A 22,992-nucleotide genomic window follows, 5' to 3' on the forward strand; every position below is an offset into this window, starting at 1 on the left:
AACGAACCTAAGTAGAAGGAAAGTTGAAGCTAAGACAGAGATAAAAAGAAGATTATTAGTGGATTTCAACTTTGCCAAAGATTTGGGACTTTGGCAAAGTTTATACAAATGACGGTGCGAGCCACACGGATAGATAGGGAAAAGACGAAGAAAAATTAAGAATAAGAGGAGGACAAAGTGGAAATAAAAGAAAAAAAGAACGCATTTTGCGAATTTAATTCTTAATGGTATGTTGTTAATTGTTAATTAATCATTATCTTTGCCCCCAAAATAAGTACGTATATACGATTTGTTATAAAACAGACTCTTTAGATAAAATACATTTTTCATATATGAAATACAAACGAATTTTACTAAAACTCAGCGGGGAAGCCCTTATGGGAAGTCGCCAGTACGGCATTGACCCCGCGCGTTTAAAAGAATACGCTGCCGAAATTAAGGAGGTAGTGAACCAAGGCGTGCAAGTGGCTATAGTAATTGGCGGGGGGAATATCTTCCGCGGGGTAGCTGGTGCTAGCAATGGTATGGATAGAGTGCAAGGCGACTATATGGGTATGCTGGCTACTGTTATCAACTCGCTTGCCCTACAAAGTGCCTTAGAAGACGAAGGACTTTTTAGTCGTTTGCAAACAGCTATCAAGATGGAAGCTATAGCTGAACCTTTTATTAAACGCCGTGCAGTACGCCACTTAGAAAAAGGACGCGTAGTGATTTTTGGAGCGGGAACGGGTAATCCTTACTTTACGACCGATTCGGCAGCGGTACTTCGCGCTATCGAAATCAATGCCGATGTAATCCTTAAAGGTACTCGTGTAGATGGTATCTACAATGCCGACCCTGAAAAAGACCCTAATGCGGTGAAGTTCGACCATATCTCTTTTAATGAGTGTATTGATAAAAACCTTAAAGTGATGGATATGACGGCTTTTACCCTTAGCCAAGAAAACCATTTGCCTATCATCGTATTCGATATGAACAAAAAAGGCAACCTCGCTAAAGTAGTAGCAGGCGAAAACGTAGGAACGACAGTCAATGATTAATGGTTATATTGCGATGCTTCTTTAACAATTGAAGGCTAACAACTAACAAATAATTAAAAACAATATACAATGAACGAAGAAATTAATATTATCTTAGAAACTACGAGCGAAGCGATGCAAGAGGCTTTGCAACACTTAGATAAGGCTTTAGCCAATATCCGCGCTGGCAAGGCGAGTCCGCAAATGGTAAGTAGTGTAATGGTGGACTACTACGGTGCGCAAACTCCCCTTAGTCAGGTAGCCAATGTATCAGCTCCCGACTCACGTACTATCTCTATTCAACCTTGGGAAAAGAAAATGATTCAGCCTATTGAGAAAGCTATCCAAATAGCTAATTTGGGCTTTAACCCAATGAACAATGGCGAAATGGTGATTATTACCGTACCACCACTTACCGAAGAACGCCGTAGAGAGCTGGTAAAACAAGCCAAAGGTGAAGGTGAAGACGCTAAAATAAGTGTGCGTAACGCCCGCCAAGACGCTAATAAAGAGATTAAGAAGGTAGAAGCTTCGGACGATGTGAAGAAAGAAGCTGAAGAACGTGTGCAAAAGCTCACCGACAAATACATCAAGAAAGTAGAAGAAGTATTAGCTATAAAAGAAGCTGAGATCCTAAAAGTTTAGTTTAGGTAAGAGATAAGAGGTAAGAGGGTATGGGGTATAGTAATACAATAAGTAATAAGAAATGACAAACAACGAACAAGTAAAGGATTTAGTGAATCGCCTGGGTGCGTTAAGGAGGTATCTTTGACGTAGATGCTAAACGCATTGAAATAAGCAACGAAGAAGAAAAGACTTTTGCACCTGACTTTTGGGATAATGCGAAAGAAGCTGAGAAAGTGATGCGCGAGCTTCGCACTAAAAAGAAATGGGTGGAAGACTATGAGGAAGCCGAAAATCTTACCTCGGATATAGAAGTACTACTTGACTTTTTTAAAGAAGGCGAAGCTACTGCGGAGGATGTAGATCAGCAATACGCCCAAGCCTTACACGCTATTGAAGCATTGGAGTTCCGCAATATGCTTTCGGACGAGGGCGATACGATGAGTGCGGTATTGCAAATTACGGCAGGTGCAGGTGGTACTGAAAGCTGTGACTGGGCATCGATGCTACTACGTATGTACACGATGTGGTGCAATAACCAAAAATATAAGGTAAAAACACTTAACTTCCAAGAAGGTGATGTGGCAGGAGTAAAGACGGTTACCATAGAGATTGAAGGCGAATACGCTTTTGGCTACCTAAAAGGTGAAAATGGCGTACACCGATTGGTACGTATCTCACCTTTTGATAGTAATGCTAAACGCCATACCTCTTTTGCCTCGGTATACGTGTACCCTTTGGTAGATGATACTATTGAAATAGATATTAATCCCGCTGATATTACCTTTGAGACGATGCGCTCCAGTGGTGCTGGGGGGCAGAATGTAAACAAGGTAGAGACAGCTGTACGTTTGCGTCACCACCCTACGGGTATCATTATTGAGAATTCCGAAACCCGCAGTCAGTTGGATAATAAGAACAAGGCGTTGCAACTGCTCAAATCGCAGTTGTATGAGATAGAGCTCAAAAAGCGTCAAGCCAAGCGCGATGAGATAGAGGCAGGAAAGATGAAGATAGAATGGGGCTCACAAATACGCAACTATGTAATGCACCCCTACAAACTTGTAAAAGACGTACGCACCAATTACGAATCTACTGATGTAGATAGCGTGATGAACGGTGAATTAGATGAGTTTCTCAAAGCCTACCTAATGCTTATGGGTACGAGCCGTACGGGCGATTTGTAATAGTTAACGATTAATGGTTAGTGGTTAATACTTTTGGAATATGGGGGTAATGAATGATAATAAAATAGTAGTTTATCAGGTGTTTACAAGGCTTTTTGGCAATACTAATACCACTAATAAACCTTGGGGGACGATAGAAGAGAACGGTGTAGGTAAGTTTGCTGACTTTACTACAAAAGCTCTTGAAGAACTCAAAGCATTAGGTGTAACACATATTTGGTTTACCGGGGTGTTACACCACGCCCTTACTACCGACTATACGGCTTATGGCATCAGCAACGACTTTCCCGCAGTGGTAAAAGGTCGTGCTGGTTCGCCTTATGCCATTAAGGATTACTACACTGTAAACCCCGACCTTGCCGATGACCCTACACAACGCTTGGAGGAATGGGAAGCTCTCATCGCTCGTACCCACCAATGCGGACTGAAAGTAATAATGGACATAGTGCCTAATCACGTAGCGCGTCGGTATGAGAGTATAGCCAAACCGGAAGGCACACGCGGTTTTGGCGAAGACGATGATACCACCGTACAATATGCGGTAAATAACAATTTCTATTACAATCCTAATGAAGCTTTTCAGTTGCCTGAGGGTATTTATGGTGAGTATCACGAGTTTCCTGCTAAATGGACGGGCAATGGGACACGCGCTTCTAAACCCGACCGCAATGACTGGTATGAAACGGTAAAACTCAACTACGGGGTACGTCCTGACGGTACTAAGGATTTTGCTGAACTACCTGCAAGCTTTGAAAATGAAGATACTGAAGCACATTACCACTTTTGGACTGATAAAACAGTACCCGACACTTGGAAAAAATTTAAAGATATAGCCTTGTATTGGCTTAGAAAAGGAGTAGACGGCTTCCGTTATGATATGGCTGAAATGGTGCCGGTGGAGTTCTGGAGTTATCTCAATTCGGCTATCAAGCACCAAAATCCAAAGGCATTTTTATTGGCTGAAGTGTACAATCCTAATGAATATCGTCCTTATCTGCATTTAGGCAAGATGGACTATCTATACGACAAAGTGCAACTTTACGACACTTTGCGCAATATTGTGACTCACGGACATAGCACTGATGCCATTGTGGCTATACAACGCAGTCTTGCTGATATTGCACATCGTATGTTACACTTCTTGGAAAACCACGACGAACAGCGCATAGCCTCGCCTGAGTTTGCGGGATATGCTGAAAAAGCTAAACCAGCGATGACAGTCTCTACGTTTATTAGCGAGTCGCCAGTGATGCTGTATTTTGGTCAAGAAGTAGGGGAGAAAGCAGCGGAAGTAGCAGGATTTGGTAGTCCGTCGCGTACGTCTATATTTGATTATATAGGTGTTCCTGCACACCAACGCTGGGTGAATAACAAGCGCTTTGACGGAGGTCAGTTATCAGAGGCAGAACGTTCTTTACGCAATTTCTACCAACGATTACTCAACTTAAAAGTGAATGGGGCTTATATTGATTTGCACCAATACAATCGACAGCATACAGAGTATTACAACGATAGGGTGTACAGTTTTGCAAGAGGCAATGAGGACGAACAGTGGGTGATTGTGAGCAACTTTAGTGAGCACGACTACTTTGGTTTTGACTTGCAGTTGCCAGATTACTTGTTGGGTAGTTGGTTCTTAAACGATGGTACTTATACGCTTACCGATGCTCTTTACAATGAAAAACACACTACCTTACAGATTGTAAACGGCAAAGGAAGATTGCGAGTAGATATAGCGCCTTTGGAGTCTTTGATATTCAAAATTAGCAAATTAGTAGATTCGTAAATTATGAACATTCATTTTATAGTAGCTCCCAGTACGCATTTGCGTCCGTTAATGGCTGAGCTACACAAAAGACATCATATCACTACACTCCCCGAAGAGATGACGGCTACAATTGATTACGTGGTGGTAGACCCGCATCTTTCTCATACACACCCAGACTTATTACAAGCGCAACACTTAGGACTTAATATTCTATCGCCTACTTCTTTTCTATACGAATACTTTAAACACAAAACTCGTGTAGTGATTACAGGTAACAAAGGAAGAAAAGAAGTATTGGCAAGGGTGCTTCACACTATGGATTTTTGTAATCAACCAGTGAGCTACTACTTTGAAAGTCCTATCGAAGGGAAGCAAGTGCATTTTGCTGATACTGAATTTGTGCTTATAGAAGGCAATGAAGAGGAGGCTATGTTGCACCCTACAGTAGCTCTTATCAGCGATATGATAGAAGAAAATAAAGATATTTATAAACAATTTATAGAAGGAATAACCCAAGGAGGAATACTCATTTACAATGAAGAAGACCTGCTATTAAATGAGTTAGTAGGGAATAATGAGAGTCCTATTCGCAAGATGGAGTATGGTACCCCTGCGTTTGAAACTCATAATGGTGAGACTTACCTCATTACCCCCGAAGGCGAATTGCCCTTGGGTGAAACAAGTACTGAACAGTTGAGCTATATAGAAGCAGCCAAATGGGTATGCCAGAATATGGGCATAGACGAAGCCGACTTTTATGAGGCAATGGCAAGTATTTAATAAGATAATAATTAAAAATTTAGATATATGAAGTTTTATTTTTCACTCATAGTTTTAGCTTTAAGCTTTTTTACAGCTTGTAATTCGAGCAATCAAATAAGTAAAGATGAGGTATCTAACCTTATTGCTGATTATTTAGAAGAGAACCCTTTATTTGAGACAGGGAAATTTAATACCAATAAGCAGAAGTTAGACAGTACTAAAGACAAAGATTTGCTAATTACTATACAGGAATTAGCAGATGAAGGGCTTATTGATATTAATAATGAGAAAAGTAGGAAGAGATGGTTTTCAAAGGATAGTGTATATGTAATCTCTCCTACTCTTACTAAAGAAGCACTTCCTTACCTTGTGAAACAGAACAAGAACAGTGCTAATGTTAAAACAATCATTTATAAATTAAATGATAAAGGGATTACTATTGAGAAGAACTCAGAAAAGGTGGTTATTTGTAATGTAGTATTAGATAAAGAGAAAACACCTTTTTATAATTTTGGTAAAGACCCGTATCCTAATACAACCTTTATTACTCAGAAGTTTAAGTTGAAATACAATGAGAAAAATGGCTGGAAGATTATAAAGAAATAAACTTATGAAGAACGTAACTATACTTGGTTTGGCACAAGCATTATTAAGCCTTATATCTGGGGTTTTAATATCCAAAATGTCGTTTATAGGGAAAATAGGCATAAGTACAATGTACCGTGAGTATACCATTTTCAAAACTTGGTGGAAAACGGCTCTTTTATTATTGGTAATACAGTTAATACTTATTGCTGTATTACAACTGTTTAAAGCAAAAGTAAGCGTATCGTTTAGTAGATTATTAGCCTTTTTACTTATTGTTCTAGGAGGAATAGGAGCTTACTTTACTTATATTGACTTCACAACTACTTCACATAAAATGATGAAGTTGAGCTTTCATTTAGGGTTTTATCTCTTTTGGGTAGGATGGTTTATCACTTGTTTTTATTATTTGTTGTTCAAGAAGAAGAAAAAAGAGGATAATATTCAGCAAGATATCTTATTTGCCAATACAGAAGCGGGAAAAGATGTTTCCTAAGACCTCTTCATTGCTTACAGCTCCTGTGATAGAACCTAAATGATAGAGAGCTTCGCGGATATCGATAGCTAATAGGTCACCTGAAAGTTGTAATTGTAATCCTTGTTCTATTCTTTCAATACTTTGTAAGGTATTGTGTAGAGCTTCGTAGTGGCGGATATTAGTAATAATAGTTGCTTTACCTGTATTATTAAGACTTTGAGCATAGTGAGAGAGAAAATCTTTAAGGGCTAAAATATTGTTTCCTTCTTTAGCTGATATTCTCAGTAGTGTATCAGTATAGCCTTTCAAGGATTGTAAAATCTCATTATCAAAAGGAGTTATATTACTTTCTGTTGATAAGTCAGTTTTATTGTGTAATAGTACAAATTTAGTTCCTTCGCGGTAATTTTCTTTTACAAAAGAGATAATCTCTTGGGCAGAGCTATCTTTAGTATCGAATAAGTAGAGCACAATAGAGGCTTTTTCTATCTTTTCTTTAGCTTTTTGTACACCTATAGCTTCGATTTGGTCTTGAGTATCACGAATCCCTGCGGTATCAATAAAACGAAAAGCAATGCCTCCTATATGAAGCGTTTCTTCAATAGTATCGCGGGTAGTACCTGCAATATCCGATACAATAGCGCGTTCTTCGTTCAGAAGGGCATTTAATAAAGTAGATTTGCCTGCATTAGGTTTCCCTACAATAGCCACAGGAATACCATTTTTTAGTACATTACCTACTGAAAATGATTGTAAGAGAGATAAAACAGTGGTTTTAATAGTGCTTAAAAGCGCTTTAAACTGAGTTCTATCGGCGAACTCTACATCTTCTTCCGAAAAGTCTAATTCAAGTTCTATTAATGAGGTAAAGTTTAATAATTCTTGTCGTAATCCTTCTATCTCAGAAGTAAAACCACCTCGCATTTGTTGTAATGCTACCTGATGAGAAGCCTTACTATCGGAGGCTATCAAATCGGCAACGGCTTCCGCTTGATTGAGCGCTAATTTACCATTGAGAAAAGCGCGTTTGGTAAACTCCCCAGCATCGGCTAAACGAGCTCCTTTTGCCAAGCACAGCTTGATAACTTCTTCTACGATATAATTACTTCCGTGACACGAAAACTCAACTACGGGCTCACCTGTGTAAGATTTAGTTCCTTTGAAAATAGTAGCCAAACACTCGTCGATTACTTGGTCTTTACTTTCGAGAGTTCCTAAATGAACTGTATGTGACGGAGCTTCAAGTAAAGATTTTCGGCTATAAGGTTTGAATACCGAGTCGGCAATGGCAATGGCTTCTTTTCCCGATAGACGAATTACAGCAATAGCACCGACCCCTGAAGCAGTTGCCAAAGCTACAATCGTATCATTTATATATAACGAATTATCTCTCTTCATTCTATGTTATTGAAAATTGGTGCAAATGTAGTGATTTTTTCATTACTATCAATCTACTAATTTTCAAAAACCTCAAAGCGATTATCTTCATAAAAGAAAATAATTCGTTTAATATGCTTATTAGTGGGTAATGGTAAAGCTTTTGTCTCTATTTGCTTTTCTTTTATTGCAACAGAAGGTGGAGCAGGAGTAGGGGCTTGCATTTCTATTTCGGGAATATCACTGAAAAGGTCAGGTTGTTGCGTTTTTTTAGCGTTGGCAAGTTCTTTATCTTCCTTACGAGGGAAACTTCCTTTTCCTTGTGTAATCCAATACATATCTACTTCAGGAAATTTTTCGATGAGCTTCAGTATAAAATCCAAGCTCGGTTTGTTGCGTTCTGATAAGAGATGAGAAATCCCTGAACGCTGAATCTCTAAGCTATCAGCAAAGGCTGCAGCATTTAAGCCGTAATAATCCATCACTTGTTGTAAGCGAATGGCAAAATCTGATGTGTTTAACATTGTAACATTTATTTATTTTCCTAAGAATGTACAAATGTAAATCAATATTTTGAGATATACAAATATAAACAAGGATATTTTTTAGCATATTAAAGTATTTATTTATGATTACAATGTAAATTATTCGTATATAGGATTATATAAAACTACTATAAGAATAATCTATGGGCATAATCATTATGAAAATGGTATTTCAGAATAGGAGGGGAAGCCTTTTTGTAGTGCATAATAATCGTTGATTAGTACATTTAGCATTATTAACAATTTTACAACTGTAAATACTAAGTGATACAAATGTAACGCTTAAATATAAGGAAACTTTTACTTAATTACAGGTTGTACTTTAATGAATATTTATTACTTTTGCTTTTAAATATTAATATACAGATGAAAAAACAGCTTTCTGGGCGTTATATCACTTATCCGATGATAGCCCCACTTTTAGATAAATACCCTTTTGAGGAGGTAATACCTTTAGGTACTTCAGTTAAAGGAACACCTATTAACCTGTACAGAGTAGGGAAAGGCCATAAAAAGATACTTATGTGGTCGCAAATGCACGGTAATGAATCAACTGCTACCAAAGCGCTTTTTGATGTTTTAAACGAGCTTAAAACAGCTGATTTCTTATCGGAATTAAGTGTTTATTGCATTCCTATGCTTAATCCCGACGGTGCTGAGATGTTCACACGTGTAAATCATAACGGCGTAGACCTTAACCGTGATGCCGATGAACTTACACAACCTGAGAGTAAGTGTTTACGGAAAGCTTATGAACTTGTACAGCCCGATTATTGCTTTAATCTGCACGACCAGCGCACTATTTTCAGTGTAGGACAGACCCCTTTGCCAGCTACAGTTTCTTTCTTAGCACCTGCTTATAATGAAGAGCGCAGTATTAATGAAGTACGCCAGAAGGCAATGGAAGTGATTGTAGTAATGAATAACACTTTACAGCACCATATACCTAATCAGGTAGCGCGTTTTGACGATAGTTTTAATATCAATTGTACGGGAGATAAGTATACACAATTAGGTACACCCACTATTCTTTTTGAAGCAGGGCACTTTTCTAATGATTACAATCGTGAACAAACGAGAGTATATATTGCTATGGCTATATTTAGAGCTCTACAATATATAGCCACTAGCGATGTTACAAATGTGAATTATAAAGATTACTTCAGTATACCTGAAAACGATAAATGTTTTTACGATATTATTTTAAGAGACGACACTCACTGTGGTAATGATGTAGGTGTTCTTTATAAGGAAGTTTTGGAGAATGGGCAAATCTCGTTTGTGCCTTATATTGCTGAGATAGGTGATTTATCTAAAAAATACGGACATAAAGAAGATGTTTTATCGAAGTTTATAAGTTCAGCTATTGATAAAGATTATATTAAAAATCACTTGGATTTGTCGACATTGAAAATAGATTAGTGGTGAATGGTTAATGATTAAAGGTTAATTAGATGGGGCTTATAAGAAACTTATAGGATAGACGAACAATGAGTGGCTCTACAGTGGGTCTACAGTGGGTCTACAGTGGGTCTACAACGAACAAAAGACGAACGATGAACGAAGGAACAACGAACCTAAGTAGAAGGAAAGTTGAAGCTAAGGCAGAGATAAAAAAAAGGTTATAGGTAGACTTCAACTTAAAAAGTACGTTGCAATTTGGAATATACAAAAAAACATTGTTACTTTGCGCTTTTAAAAAAAAGAACTCATAAACTTAATGTAGATGGCAAAATATAGATTAGATGAAATGGATCTTAAGATATTGGATATTCTTATAGAAGATGCACGAAAACCCTATATAGATGTTGCTAAGGCACTTGATATATCGTCGGGGACAGTGAATGTACGGATAAGAAAAATGGAAGAATTGGGGATTATAAAAAGTTCTGCCATTTCATTAGATTACGAGAGAATGGGATATACTTTTATTGCTTATGTGGGTATCTTTTTGGAGCGCAATCATCAAGCTGAGTATGTTTTGGAACAATTAGAGGCTATCCCGTTTGTAACAGAGGCACACATTACTTCAGGGAAATACAATCTGTTTTGTAAAATTAGGACAAAGGGGGTGAAACACGCTAAGGAAGTTATTTATATGATAGACGACATTCAAGGTGTGTCGCGCTCAGAGACAATGATATCGATGGAAGAGGCTTTTAACGATAAGAGTCGTTTGCTTCATAAGGCTTTCCGAGAATTGGATTTATATGATTTTTTAACTACTAAATAAGAACTTTTTAAAAGGGCTATCTGAAAGAAAAATCGGGTAGCTCTTTTTGTTTATACAGAAAATTGAGTAATTTTGTTGCGCAAAAACTGAAATACTATGAATGAGAAAATACAAGCACTCATAAGCAATTACATTCGTTTCTTACAAGAAAAGCCTTCTAATCCTGATGAAGTGTACAAATGGCAGGCAATAGAACATTTTGAGCAGCATTGGGATATTAATGCCCCTGATTTTTACGAAATGTTTAAAGAGGCTTTTCGGAAAAAGGATAATTTAGTAGATTACCGTCCTTTTGGTATATTGGAAGCGTTAGGAGAAAACTATCCAACGAAATTAAAGGAATTGTTGGGTATTGTTTATGGGGCTGATGATTTCTATACCAAATTGGGAAAATGCAGGACTTTCACTGAAAATGTTATTGATGACTTAAAAGAGAAAAGCAATACAAATTTTAGTACAAAAATTGATGAGCGTACTCTTTCTTTTTTACTGACGCTGAAATTCCCTAATGAGTATACTTTTTATAAAAGGGATATTTATACTAAGTTATGTGAGTATTTAGGAGAAGTTTCTCGAAAAGAGCGCAAATACGAGCATTTTATTGAGTTGCTTACCGAAATCACGACTTATTTTAACAATCCTGAGTTAAAACAACTCACGAGCAACTTTATTCCACAAGGTTTTGATGAACCTTTGCTATTGGCTCAGGATATTGTGTACCAGAATATGACAATTTCTTCAGAAAAAGCATTTAGAAACGTATTGGATAAGATTCCTAAGCATTGGGCTTCTGTTTTCTTTTACAAATTAGGAAATATTATAGAGGATTTAGCATTAGAAGATACCGAAAATCAAGTGTTCAGTGTTAGATTAGATGAAAAATCACTTCGTTATCACATAGGGAAGAGGATTTGTTTAAGTGTAAGTCCTAAAGAATTTGTTTTTATTACAGGAAGGGAAGTAGATATCCCAAAACTGAGAAGGGAAGAGTTTGAAAGACCTAACAATGCTTTTCTTTATTATCAGGGAACTCCACAAGATATTGAAACATATTACCCTGATATCAAAAATGCTGTCAAAGAAGAGATAGCACTTGATAAGGAGACCTATCCTAAAAGTTATGATAATAGCTATTTCAGGGAATATGTTTTTGAAAAGAAATACAAAGTAGAATTTGAAACAATAGAAAGTAATATGACAAATCAAGCAATTAAGCCTACGATTATTGACCTACTACATTACAAACACCAAATCATTTTACAAGGTCCTCCAGGTACAGGTAAAACCCGTGAAGCCAAGCGTATTGCCAAACAGCTATTAGGTTTGAATGACAATGATAGTTTAGAGGGGAATGAGCAGTTTAAACTGATTCAGTTTCACCCCAGTTACTCTTATGAAGATTTTGTAAGGGGTATTGTTGCCAAGCCTAATGAAGAGGGAGACGGGATTATCTATACAGCTGAAAATAAAGTGTTAGCTGAGTTTGGAGAGAAAGCTTTGAATAATTGGAATAAAACACAACAAAGTACTCAAACTCTAGAAGAGCAGGACATTTTTGAGGCTTTTATAGAACATATCAAAGAAGAATTAGCTCAAAGTGAAGACTACAAATACCCACTAACTGAAGCCGTTTATCTTTTTGATGCTGATGACAAACGATTTAAATACAAAGGCGATAATTGGGTTGCTCATTCCAAAGGGTTAAATATGAAATTTTCAGAGATAAAAAAGATTATAGAGTCTGGAGCTGAAGAAAGACAAGATATTATGAAAAATCCTAATCTTGAGGCTTTAACTCATACATCATCAACTTATTTCTTAAAAATAGTAGAAGAATACTATGAATTTAAACAAACATATAAACCTATTGTAACGGATATACCCCTTAAAAACTACGTTTTCATAATTGACGAAATCAACCGTGCGAACCTTTCAACAGTATTGGGGGAACTCATCTATGCCTTGGAATATCGCGGGGAATCCGTGGAGAGTATGTATGCTATCGATGGTGACAATAGTTTCACGTTACCGCCTAATCTCTACATCATCGGTACAATGAATACGGCTGACCGCTCGGTAGGGCATATAGATTATGCCATTCGTCGGCGTTTTGCCTTTGTGAATGTGTTGCCTAAGGAGTTAGAACGGAATTTTGATAAAAACTTGTTTAAAGCAGTAAGTAAGCTCTTTATTGAGAACTATGATGAATATATTAACAATACAGATACTGAATTAAAACGTGCTAAAACCTTATCACCTGAATTTAAACCAGAAGATGTGTGGCTTGGACAGTCGTATTTTATTCAGAAAAAATATAGCGATGGAAAAGATGTGCCTATGTCTATTCGTTGGGAATACGAAATCAAGCCCATTCTATTGGAATACATAAAAGATGGGATACTCATAGATAATATAAAGATTGAAGAACAAATGCAAGAAATTAAAACATTAGTCTATGAAAATAACCCTTCTTGAACATCAACCCTATAGCATCAAAAAAGAAGAGGGAAGTATTTACTTTGAAGCAATACCTAAGATTTGTCCGTATGTATTGAAGAAAGATAAATGGGGAAATCCTATATATCCTTTTGAAATCAGTCGTACAAATGAGGAAGAAGTGTGTTTGCAGGCAGGCTATTACGTGGGAGCTTTGTGGTTGGTAAAACATCACAAATTCGTATATATAGAGCCTAAAATGAACAAAAAACAGATTGTTGAAGGCTTTCCTACCCAAGAGGAAGAATGGGCAGAAATCGACTACCTAAAAATGCTTCTCAGCATTACGGCGCTCGACCCCAAACATACACAAAATCTTATCAAAATCTATTGGGACGAACCGCTAATTGCCATCGAACAGCAAAAAGACACGCTCACGCCTTTCCTAATGGTACAATTCCTATTGCTACTGAAGCGTATTGTGCGCAAAGGACTTAAAAAATCGTACTATACGGTGGAGGAGAATCTTAATAACCGCATCAAAGGCAAGATACAGTTAGGTAAACACCTCAAACAAAATGTTTTTAAGAACAAACTCACAGCCCACGTATGTAGGTATCAAGAGTTTGGAATGGATAGCCTCGAAAATCGCTTTTTGAAGAAAGTTTTGCAGTTTATCATCAGCTTTAAGAATACACACTCTAATTACTTTGCAGGCAATGACGAGTCTATTCGAGAAGTCATTACGTATTGTAGTCCGCATTTTGAGTTGATTTCAGAAGAACTTGACGTAGAAAACCTCAAAAAACTTACTACTAATCCTTTTTTTAAAGAATATGAGGAAGCTATTCGCATTGGGAAGCAGATTTTGAAGCGTTTTTCGTATAATATCACCGAAACAACCCAACAAAAAGTAGCTATTCCGCCTTTTTGGATAGATATGCCCAAACTTTTTGAGTTATATGTATACAAAAAACTACAAGAACAGTTCGGCAATAGGGGAGAGGTACACTATCATTTTACGGGTGATTACACTGAATTAGATTTCTTGCTCAACACTCCAGAATACAAAATGGTGATTGATGCCAAATACAAAACTGTTTATGAAGATAGTAGAGTGATAGACGATATTCGTCAGGTGAGTGCTTATGCGCGTTTGGAAAGGGTTTATAAAGCCCTAAAAATAGATGACGATAGGTTGATAGATTGCCTTATCATCTACCCCTCATTCGAACAAAATACCGATTTAAACATCGCAAATAAAAAGGAGATACATCAGTACAGAAATATTTATAAATTAAGTGTTTCTGTTCCATTAATCATTAACAATTAATCATTTATCATTAAAAAATATGTCACAATTCTACAATAGTATCGCTGAGAAATACGATGCTATCTTTCCGCTATCGCCTGCACATAGGTTTTTTTTCGCTGCCGAAGTGCACGGCAAGACAGTTCTTGATGTAGGAGCGGGTACGGGCAACCTTACCGCCTATCTGCGCGCACAGGGCTATGATGTTACGGCTATCGACCTCAGTAAGGCACTCATTGCTCAGGCTACTGTCAAGGGTATTGAAGTGCAAGAGCTCAATATGCTTGCTATCGATACTTTACCTATGTTCGATACCATTATCAACATTGGGAATACGCTCCCACATTTGGATAATAAAGACGAAGTGCAGACTTTTCTTAAAAAGGCTTATAACCAACTCACGCAAGGAGGCAAACTTATCTTGCAAATGGTAAACTTTGAGAAGTATTTTGCCCAGAAAGAAGGTAATTTTCTCGGTAACCTGCCTCTAATAGAGAACGAAAAAGTAAAGTTTGAGCGTTCTTATCACTTAAATAGCGATAACAAGGTAGTTTTTAAGACAGTTTTGGACGAAACTATTGCCAATGAAGAGCTTTTACAGCCTATTCTTTCCCAAGAACTCACCCAATGGCTCTCTCAAATAGGTTTTAAAGACCTTAAACTATACGGCAACTTCAAAAAAGAGTCTTTTAATCCTGAAACTTCAATGGCGCTTATTGTAACAGCTCAGAAATAACTTCTCTATACAATTGCTATTATTTTCATATCTCACAAATATTCCGTACTTTTGCACTTTAAAACAATACATTATGGCACGATTAGGAATATTATGTGCCTTAAACAAGTAACTCAACGTTATATTTATAGTAGATATTTAATTTAATCATTTATCATTAAACATTAATCATTAACAATGTTATCAGTATCCAATTTATCCGTACAATTCGGAAAACGCGTCCTCTTCGATGAGGTAAACGTAACCTTTACACAAGGCAACTGCTACGGCATCATCGGTGCCAATGGGGCAGGCAAATCTACTTTCCTAAAAATCCTCTCTGGCAAGCAAGAACCTACTTCGGGGCGCGTTATCCTCGAACCGGGCAAGCGTATGTCGGTTCTCGAACAAGACCACTACGCTTATGACGACTATACTGTGCTCGACACCGTGATTATGGGCAACAAAGTCCTCTCCAAAGTCAAAAAAGAGATGGACGACCTTTATGCCGACTATTCCGATGAGCACGCCGAACGCATAGGTGAGCTACAAATACAGTTCGACGAGATGAACGGCTGGAATGCCGAGAGTGATGCGGCAGCCCTGCTCTCCAATTTGGGCATTACCGAAGATATGCACTACACTATGATGTCCGAAATGGACGGTAAGCTCAAAGTGCGAGTACTTCTCGCGCAAGCACTCTTTGGTAACCCCGATGTACTCATAATGGACGAGCCTACGAACGACCTCGATTTCGAGACTATCAGCTGGCTGGAGAACTTTTTGGCAAACTATGACAATACGGTGATTGTAGTCTCTCACGACCGCCACTTCCTCGATGCCGTTTGTACCCATATCTCCGATATAGACTTCGGAAAAATCAATCATTATTCGGGTAACTATACTTTTTGGTACGAAAGTAGTCAGTTGGCAGCCCGTCAGCGTGCGCAACAGAACAAAAAAGCAGAAGAAAAGGCCAAAGAGTTACAGGAATTTATCGCACGCTTTAGTGCCAACGTGGCAAAATCAAAACAGGCAACCTCTCGTAAGAAGATGTTGGAGAAACTCAATATCGAGGAAATCAAACCGTCTTCTCGCCGTTACCCTGCTATCATTTTCGAGCGTGACCGCGAGGCTGGCGACCAAATCCTACACGTGGAAAACCTCGCTGCATCTATCGACGGACAGGTATTATTCCAAAATGTGGACATCAACCTTGCCAAAGACGACAAAGTAGCCATGATTTCCAAGGATTCACGTGCCACCACTGCCTTTTATGAGATTCTCAACGGCAACCTCAAGCCCGATGCGGGCACCTTTGCGTGGGGTATCACCACCTCGCAGTCTTACCTGCCGGTGGATAACTCCGATTTCTTTACCCAAGACCTTTCTTTGGTGGATTGGTTGCGCCAATGGGCAAAAACAGAGGAAGAGCGTGAGGAAGTATATGTACGAGGGTTTTTGGGCAAGATGCTTTTCAGTGGCGAGGAAGCCCTCAAAAACTGCAAAGTGCTCTCAGGAGGCGAGAAAGTGCGTTGTATGCTCAGCCGTATGATGATGTTGCGCGCCAATGTGCTAATGCTCAACGAACCTACCAACCACTTGGATTTGGAGAGTATCACCGCCTTCAACAACTCGCTGAAAAACTTCAAAGGCACCGTGCTTTTCACCACCCACGATCACGAATTTTCGCAAACCGTCGCCAATCGTATCATTGAGCTCACCCCTAATGGCATTATCGACCGCTATATGACCTTTGATGAGTATATGGACGACAAAAATATTCAGGAATTGAGGGAAAAAATGTACAGTGCGAGCCGCACAGGCAATTAATAATAAGCACACCAACAAATGAGTTTTTGTTGGTGTGGCTTTTCTATTAATAAAATGAATTAGTTATGATATTAGTACTATTAAAAATGTAATATAATAGAATAATGCTTACAAAAGAATATATCAAAGAAGTAAAACAAAATAGCCAAGCCGATTTAGAACAACTTATCCAAAGCAATATCAACAATAGTGGTAACCTTACCTTTATATTGGAGAATTTGGGTAAGCTACCTGTTTCTTATAATCCTAATTGGTTACTTTCTTTGCTTGATTATGATAATGAGCAGGTGCGCTTTTGGGTGGTGAAAAATCTTGGCAAACTAAAGTCTGAAAACGTACTTGTTTATTTAGAGAAAGTGGCCAAGAATGATGAAAGTACTCTTGTGAAGCGTGAGGCTATCTCATCGATGGGTAGGCTTAGAGATGAGAAAACACAAGAAACTCTTTTAAATAATCTTTATAACGAGGATCCAAAAATTGTAAATCAAGCTATTCGTGGGCTTTTGGCTTTCAAAGGTGATAAAAAAATAGACCTTGCTCTTAAAAAACTGATTGACCACGAAAATGAAATGGTGCGGAGTGTGATTTATAAGGAATATTTTTCTCAAGAGAAAAAGAAAAAGTCTATCATTCCGCATACTGATACCTATCCTTTTTTAAAGAATGTGGTAGTTAATGGCGATGTACGGGAGGTGCTTAAAAGTGTACCAGATGAGAGTATACACCTTACTTTTACTTCACCTCCTTATTATAACGCTCGTGATTATTCTATTTACCCAAGCTATGAAGCCTATTTGCATTTTTTAGAAGAAGTTTTTCAAGAGACTTATCGCATTACCAAAGAGGGGCGTTTTCTTATTGTAAATACTTCTCCTGTGATTGTACCTCGTATTAGTCGCGCTCATTCGAGCAAACGATACCCTATTCCGTTTGATATTCATCATTTTTTAGTGCAAATGGGTTGGGAATTTATTGATGATATTATCTGGCAAAAACCTGAATACAGTGTAAAAAATAGGATAGGAGGCTTTCAGCAACACCGTAAACCTTTAGCCTATAAACCCAACACTACCACCGAATATTTAATGGTTTATAGGAAAGAAACTGAAAAGCTTATTGATTGGAATATACGCCAATATCCGCAGGAGGTAGTAGAAGAAAGCAAAGTAGCTGATGGATTTGAAACCACCAATGTTTGGCAGATACACCCTAAATCTGATAAAGTACATTCGGCTATATTTCCTGTAGATTTATGTAAACGTGTGATAGAATATTATTCATTCAAAGGTGATTTGGTATTTGATCCTTTTGCTGGTAGTGGTACACTGGGGCGTACAGCTAAGAGTTTAGGTAGGAACTTTTTCCTTACGGAAAAAGAAGAAAAATATTTTGAGTATATGAAGACTTTCCAAAAGGGAGATGAGATATTTCGCCCTAATCACACTCGATTTTTAACCTTAGACGAGTTTAAACAAACTATATTATGACACTTACAGACCAAGTTATAAAAAACATTATCACACGAGTAGTTAAATCGGAAGACTACCGAATTGAAATTGTAAACCTTATTAATGCTGAGTTTTTACAATTCTCTATAGATTTTTTCAAGAAAGTAGTGAATGCTAAACTCAATAGCGAAGATATTACTATTGATTGGTATCGACAACATTTTATGGCAACAACGCTTCCTTCGGATGATATTGCTATCAATGCAGGGCTCAATATGAAAACTATAAGCAATATGTATGGCTCAGCCACACGCTCTATAGTTATTGAGGCTTCTAATGAGCACTTTGAGTCTTTATATCAGAGCATTCAAACCTTAGTAGAGATTGAGGAAGGTATAGATTTAACTCTGACTATCAAACTAAAAGGGGTAAGCGTTGATTTGAATGTAAGTGAAAGTCTTATTGTTATCAATACTTTGGCTGTTAAGCGAGCAGCCTTAAGAGGAGGGCTTTGGAGTACGGCAGGCAAAAGTGCTGAGAAATACTTAATGCTTACTTTATGCAAGTTATACCAAGTGCCTGAAAGCAATTATGATGCTACGCACTTTGTAAAAGATAAAGGTAAAAAAGTAGATAGAGAAATTGACTTTTACCTACTCAATGGAGAGGATAAATATCTTTGCGAAGTGAAACTAATGGGAAAAGGTAATCCAGAAAGTGCGGATGCTGTTATAGCTCGATATACTAATGTATTTGTAGGTGATACTCTATCACTACAAAATAAAAATCAATGTGATCAATTAGGCGTGCATTGGGTGGCTTTGCGCGACCGAAATGGCTATCAGCGTTTTGGTGAAGCCTTGCAAGCGCTTGGGATTCCTCATCAGCCTTATAATGGAAATTTAGATGATGATTTGCCTGAGATAGTAGAAAGTTTATTTGAATAATACTTTTTCCCTATTATAGTTTAATATCAACTTACGAGGGGCAAAGCATTAATTATAGGTAACCCAATAAGTGATGTTCTATATAACAATTAATTATATAAAAAATGAAAATCGTCGGAATTAGTGTACGTACTACCAATCAGAACGGACAAGCGATGCAAGACATCGGAAACCTTTGGCAACGCTTTTTTAGTGAGCAACTTTTGGCAAAAATACCTAATAAGGTTAGCGATGCCATTTACAGCATCTACACCGATTACCAAAAGGACTATACCGAGCCTTACACTTGTATAATAGGAGTAGAAGTTACCACGCTCAGCACAATTCCCGACGGCTTAGAAGGCAGGGAATTCCCTGAGCAAACCTTTCAAAAGTTTGTAGCCAAAGGCGCAATGCCTCAAGCAGTAGGGGCGATGTGGCAACATATCTGGGACAACGACGCCACGCTCAATCGCACTTATATATATGACTATGAGCGCTACACCGAGAAGTCTCAGCAAGGGGATACCTCTGAAGTAGATATTTTTATAGGCGTAAAAGAGAACAAATAGCGAACTTAAAAATAGAGGATTGCCAAAAAAACTCTTAACTAAAATGATGTTACCAGAAGAAGAAAACTACGCGGTTACCAAATTCGAATTGATGCTCAAAGAGAATAACATTCTCTTTTTCGACGTTGATGAATTTGAAGAAATCGTAGAATATTACTTAGAATATGGACGCATTAGCAAAGCGAAACGTGCCTTGGAAATCGGTTTGTCACAACACCCCGATGCTTCATCACTTAAATTGCTAAATGCAGAACAATTGGTGTTTGAAGACCGCTTAGAAGAGGCTTCGGAACTCCTCAATGAACTGTTGCTCATAGAACCTATGAATGCTGAAGTGCACGTGCAACAGGCTAATCTGTACTCTAAAATGAACAAACATCATCGCGCTATTGAGTTGCTACAATACGCCATTACACTTACCGATGACGTTTCGAATATCTATGCCCTAATGGCAATGGAATACCTCTATACGGAGGATTATACCAATGCCAAAAAGTATTTTACCAAATGTTTGAAAGAAGACCCTCAGGATTATACCGCGCTCCAACAGTTAGTGTTCTGCTATGAGGTGTTGGGAGAAGTGCAAGAGGCAACCGACTTTCTAAACACTTACTTAGACCAAAATCCTTATTGTGAAGTTGCTTGGTATTACCTCGGTAAGCTCTATCTATCCATTACCGACCATAAAAATGCCTTGCGTTGTTTTGATTTTGCTATCATCAGCGACGATACTTTCACGGGGGCTTATTTCGAGAAAGCTCGTGTGCTCGAAATGATGGAAGATTACGAAAAAGCTATCGAAAACTATAAGATTACTCTTACCTTAGACGACCCTTCAGCTTTAGCTTATCTACACATTGGGCGTTGTTATGAGAAAATGCGTAACGATGCCAAGGCAGAAGAGTATTATTTCAGGGCTACTCACGAAGACCCTCAGCTCGATAAGGCTTGGATTACCTTAGCCGACTTCCATTACTTGCGTCATAATCACGCTAAGGCTCTAAAATACATTAAAAAGGTACTTACTTTTGAATCTAATGAGCCTTATTATTGGCGCCGTTATGCCGAACTGAATTATTATCACTTTCAGAACCTAAAAGAAGCAGAATACGGCTATCGGAAAGCGGTACAAAACGGCGATTATTCCTATACTACCCTCATCGAATGGATTGACCTACTATTGCTCTCTCAAAAATACCGAGAAGCCTTATCTATCATTGCCGATATAGTGCAAATCTACCCGCACGAGCTGGAGAATTACTATCGTATTGCTTTGGCTTATTACGGATTAGACGATTTAGAGGAAGCTACTCATTATTACCACTTAGGCTTACAACACGCACCCGAATGGCAGTCGTTTTTTGAACACAAATTCAACTTTAAAATACAATAGTTTATGGGGATAGTGCTCCGTCAATCGTTTAAGAATGTGGTGGCTACCTATTTAGGGTTTGCCATAGGGGCACTGAACACCCTTTTCTTGTTTACTTACTTCCTCTCCAAAGCTCAGTACGGATTGGTGAGTTATGTTACTTCCACTGCCACCATTCTGTCCCCTCTTATCGCCTTTGGAGTGAACAATACCTTGGTGCGTTATTATACCGCTTATCGAGATAAAAAAGAGCAAGCGCAATTCAACCTGATGCTTTGCTTTTTGCCTTTGCTCATCATTGTGCCTGCCACCTTTGTCGGGATAATTGGGTACGAACAGATTGCGCAATGGCTTTCGGCTAAAAACGAAGAAGTACGCGATTACGTTTTTCTCATCTTCCTCACTTCCGTAGCGATGGCTTACTTTGAAATTGCTTATGCGTGGACGCGCGTACAGCTAAAAACCGTCTTTGGCAATTTCCTAAAAGAGGTATTCCATAGGGTAGGAGTGATGCTCCTGCTATTAGCCATTTATTTGCAGCTCATCGACTTTCACCAACTGATATGGGGCGTATTTTGGGTCTATGCCTTGCGTATGCTCTTGATGTTTGTTTTCGCTTTCTATGTACGCCGACCGCAATTTGCTTGGGGGTTGCCTAAGAACAAGAAAGAAGTCTTTTTGTACAGCCTTTTTGTGATTTTATCGGGGTCGGTAGCTTCTGTATTGATGGATATTGATAAGTTTATGCTCAACCAATACTTGCCTATCGGTGAGATTGCCGTTTATAATGTAGCCATTTTTACAGCTACGGTGATTGCTATTCCGTATAGGAGTATGTACCAGATTGTGAGTCCACTGACGGCACAATTTATGAATCAAAGCAAGCCAAAAGAGCTATCCGACCTGTATAAGCGTAGCACCGTGAATACTTATTTTGTGAGTATGGTGATTTGTGTGCTTATCATCGTCAACGCCCAGCAGTGTTATGCTCTTCTACCTGATAAGGATTACAGCACAGGACTCACGGTGCTTATCATCATATCGATAGTAAAGCTATCGGACGCCTTAGTAGGTTTCAGCAATGCGGTATTACTCAATTCACCTTACTATCGCACCGTATTGTTTTTGGGTGTTTTTTTGGTCATAGGCACCGTTTTAATGAATATTTGGCTCATACCGCTTTACGGCATCAATGGGGCGGGATTAGCAACCCTAATCGCTTTTAGTTCGTATAACCTACTCAAGTCTGTTTTTGTGTATCGCAAATACAACTTGCAGCCTTTTTATAAAGAAACGTTACAGACCACCCTCTTTGGTATCGTAGCCATAGGAGGTTTCTTCTTTTGGGACTTTCCGTTTCACCCTCTTGTAAATATCAGCTTAAAATCATTACTCGTAGGGGGAGTCAGTGTATTTTTTCTTCTTAAATTGGGAATTTCGGAGGAGTTAATAAGGCTTATTCGCCGATTTAGTAATTAGTAAATTAGTTCTTGTATTCGCTTTTCGTATAGAGTAGAGCCACTGTAGAGCCACTGTAGACCCACTGTAGAGCCACTGTAGAGCCACTGTAGACCCACTGTAGAGCCACTGTAGACCCACTGTAGAGCCACTGTAGAGCCACTGTAGATCCACTGTAGAGCCACTGTAGAGCCACTGTAGAGCCACTGTAGAGCCACTGTAGAGCCACTGTAGAGCCACTGTAGAGACACTGTAGACCCACTGTAGAGCCACTGTAGAGCCACTGTAGACCCACTATAGACCCACTATAGACCCACTGTAGAGCCACTGTAGACCCACTGT

General features: G+C 38.4%; 20 protein-coding genes. 18 read left to right on the plus strand and 2 right to left on the minus strand.

Annotated features, from left to right (window positions below; genetic code table 11):
* Positions 1-332: 332 nt before the first annotated feature.
* The 7 genes from pyrH to HMPREF9078_RS10185 all read left to right on the plus strand — a co-directional run bounded on the left by pyrH (position 333) and on the right by HMPREF9078_RS10185 (position 6,441).
* Positions 333-1,040, plus strand: a complete 708-nt coding sequence (gene pyrH, locus HMPREF9078_RS10155) for a UMP kinase (RefSeq protein ID WP_002671891.1) — start codon at positions 333-335, stop codon at positions 1,038-1,040.
* Between the two features lie 69 nt (positions 1,041-1,109).
* Positions 1,110-1,664 (plus strand): ribosome recycling factor, encoded by a 555-nt coding sequence (gene frr / locus HMPREF9078_RS10160; protein ID WP_009417760.1) that lies wholly within the window; start codon positions 1,110-1,112, stop codon positions 1,662-1,664.
* A 61-nt stretch (positions 1,665-1,725) separates the two neighbouring features.
* Positions 1,726-2,830 (plus strand): peptide chain release factor 2 gene (gene prfB, locus HMPREF9078_RS10165; protein ID WP_157453576.1). Its coding sequence is split into 2 segments (ribosomal slippage): positions 1,726-1,785 and positions 1,787-2,830, totalling 1,104 coding nucleotides; the frame shifts between segments, so codons are not numbered across the junction.
* A 40-nt stretch (positions 2,831-2,870) separates the two neighbouring features.
* On the plus strand, positions 2,871-4,616 hold the full coding sequence (locus HMPREF9078_RS10170) for an alpha-amylase family glycosyl hydrolase (RefSeq protein ID WP_009420597.1): 1,746 nt from the start codon (positions 2,871-2,873) through the stop codon (positions 4,614-4,616).
* Between the two features lie 3 nt (positions 4,617-4,619).
* Entirely contained in the window at positions 4,620-5,378 is a 759-nt protein-coding gene (locus HMPREF9078_RS10175; protein WP_034543544.1) for a hypothetical protein, read from the plus strand.
* A gap of 27 nt (positions 5,379-5,405) precedes the next feature.
* Positions 5,406-5,966, plus strand: coding sequence for a hypothetical protein (locus HMPREF9078_RS10180; protein WP_002671901.1), 561 nt, complete (start codon positions 5,406-5,408; stop codon positions 5,964-5,966).
* A 4-nt stretch (positions 5,967-5,970) separates the two neighbouring features.
* Positions 5,971-6,441 carry a hypothetical protein gene (locus HMPREF9078_RS10185; RefSeq protein ID WP_009420599.1) on the plus strand — a complete coding sequence of 157 codons (471 nt, stop codon included), beginning with the start codon at positions 5,971-5,973 and terminating at the stop codon, positions 6,439-6,441.
* On the opposite strand, the gene mnmE is transcribed toward HMPREF9078_RS10185, so the two are convergent.
* Both mnmE and HMPREF9078_RS10195 read right to left on the minus strand, forming a co-directional pair.
* Positions 6,403-7,821 (minus strand): tRNA uridine-5-carboxymethylaminomethyl(34) synthesis GTPase MnmE, encoded by a 1,419-nt coding sequence (mnmE, locus tag HMPREF9078_RS10190; RefSeq protein ID WP_009420600.1) that lies wholly within the window; start codon positions 7,819-7,821, stop codon positions 6,403-6,405. The two genes, HMPREF9078_RS10185 and mnmE, sit on opposite strands and share 39 nt — an antisense overlap.
* A gap of 56 nt (positions 7,822-7,877) precedes the next feature.
* Positions 7,878-8,324, minus strand: a complete 447-nt coding sequence (locus HMPREF9078_RS10195; RefSeq protein WP_009420601.1) for a helix-turn-helix transcriptional regulator — start codon at positions 8,322-8,324, stop codon at positions 7,878-7,880.
* A 387-nt stretch (positions 8,325-8,711) separates the two neighbouring features.
* Here HMPREF9078_RS10195 and HMPREF9078_RS10200 point away from each other — a divergent pair, with 387 nt between their 5' ends.
* The 11 genes from HMPREF9078_RS10200 to HMPREF9078_RS10250 all read left to right on the plus strand — a co-directional run bounded on the left by HMPREF9078_RS10200 (position 8,712) and on the right by HMPREF9078_RS10250 (position 22,671).
* The gene (locus HMPREF9078_RS10200) at positions 8,712-9,767 is read left to right on the plus strand and encodes a M14 metallopeptidase family protein (protein ID WP_009420602.1); all 1,056 of its coding nucleotides are present in this window, start codon (positions 8,712-8,714) and stop codon (positions 9,765-9,767) included.
* 304 nt (positions 9,768-10,071) lie between these two features.
* On the plus strand, positions 10,072-10,578 hold the full coding sequence (locus HMPREF9078_RS10205; protein ID WP_009420604.1) for an Lrp/AsnC family transcriptional regulator: 507 nt from the start codon (positions 10,072-10,074) through the stop codon (positions 10,576-10,578).
* A gap of 96 nt (positions 10,579-10,674) precedes the next feature.
* Entirely contained in the window at positions 10,675-13,053 is a 2,379-nt protein-coding gene (locus HMPREF9078_RS10210) for an McrB family protein (RefSeq protein ID WP_009420605.1), read from the plus strand.
* Complete coding sequence (locus HMPREF9078_RS10215; protein ID WP_009420606.1) at positions 13,034-14,347, plus strand: hypothetical protein; 1,314 nt, start codon at positions 13,034-13,036, stop codon at positions 14,345-14,347. The genes HMPREF9078_RS10210 and HMPREF9078_RS10215 overlap by 20 nt, the downstream gene beginning before the upstream one ends.
* 19 nt (positions 14,348-14,366) lie before the next feature.
* Entirely contained in the window at positions 14,367-15,062 is a 696-nt protein-coding gene (locus HMPREF9078_RS10220) for a bifunctional 2-polyprenyl-6-hydroxyphenol methylase/3-demethylubiquinol 3-O-methyltransferase UbiG (protein WP_009420607.1), read from the plus strand.
* Between the two features lie 177 nt (positions 15,063-15,239).
* Entirely contained in the window at positions 15,240-16,874 is a 1,635-nt protein-coding gene (locus tag HMPREF9078_RS10225) for an ABC-F family ATP-binding cassette domain-containing protein (RefSeq protein WP_009420608.1), read from the plus strand.
* Positions 16,875-16,978: 104 nt separating this feature from the next.
* Positions 16,979-18,361 (plus strand): DNA methyltransferase, encoded by a 1,383-nt coding sequence (locus HMPREF9078_RS10230; RefSeq protein ID WP_009420609.1) that lies wholly within the window; start codon positions 16,979-16,981, stop codon positions 18,359-18,361.
* Positions 18,358-19,269 (plus strand): CfrBI family restriction endonuclease, encoded by a 912-nt coding sequence (locus HMPREF9078_RS10235; RefSeq protein ID WP_009420610.1) that lies wholly within the window; start codon positions 18,358-18,360, stop codon positions 19,267-19,269. The genes HMPREF9078_RS10230 and HMPREF9078_RS10235 overlap by 4 nt, the downstream gene beginning before the upstream one ends.
* A gap of 104 nt (positions 19,270-19,373) precedes the next feature.
* A complete protein-coding gene (locus HMPREF9078_RS10240; protein ID WP_009420611.1) occupies positions 19,374-19,820 on the plus strand; it encodes a GyrI-like domain-containing protein in 447 nt (148 codons plus the stop codon).
* Positions 19,821-19,863: 43 nt separating this feature from the next.
* A complete protein-coding gene (locus tag HMPREF9078_RS10245) occupies positions 19,864-21,213 on the plus strand; it encodes a lipopolysaccharide assembly protein LapB (protein WP_009420612.1) in 1,350 nt (449 codons plus the stop codon).
* A 3-nt stretch (positions 21,214-21,216) separates the two neighbouring features.
* On the plus strand, positions 21,217-22,671 hold the full coding sequence (locus tag HMPREF9078_RS10250) for a lipopolysaccharide biosynthesis protein (RefSeq protein WP_009420613.1): 1,455 nt from the start codon (positions 21,217-21,219) through the stop codon (positions 22,669-22,671).
* Positions 22,672-22,992: the final 321 nt, after the last annotated feature.

The organism is Capnocytophaga sp. oral taxon 380 str. F0488, from assembly GCF_000318255.2.
In the GTDB taxonomy this organism is placed as follows: Bacteria; Bacteroidota; Bacteroidia; order Flavobacteriales; family Flavobacteriaceae; genus Capnocytophaga; species Capnocytophaga ochracea.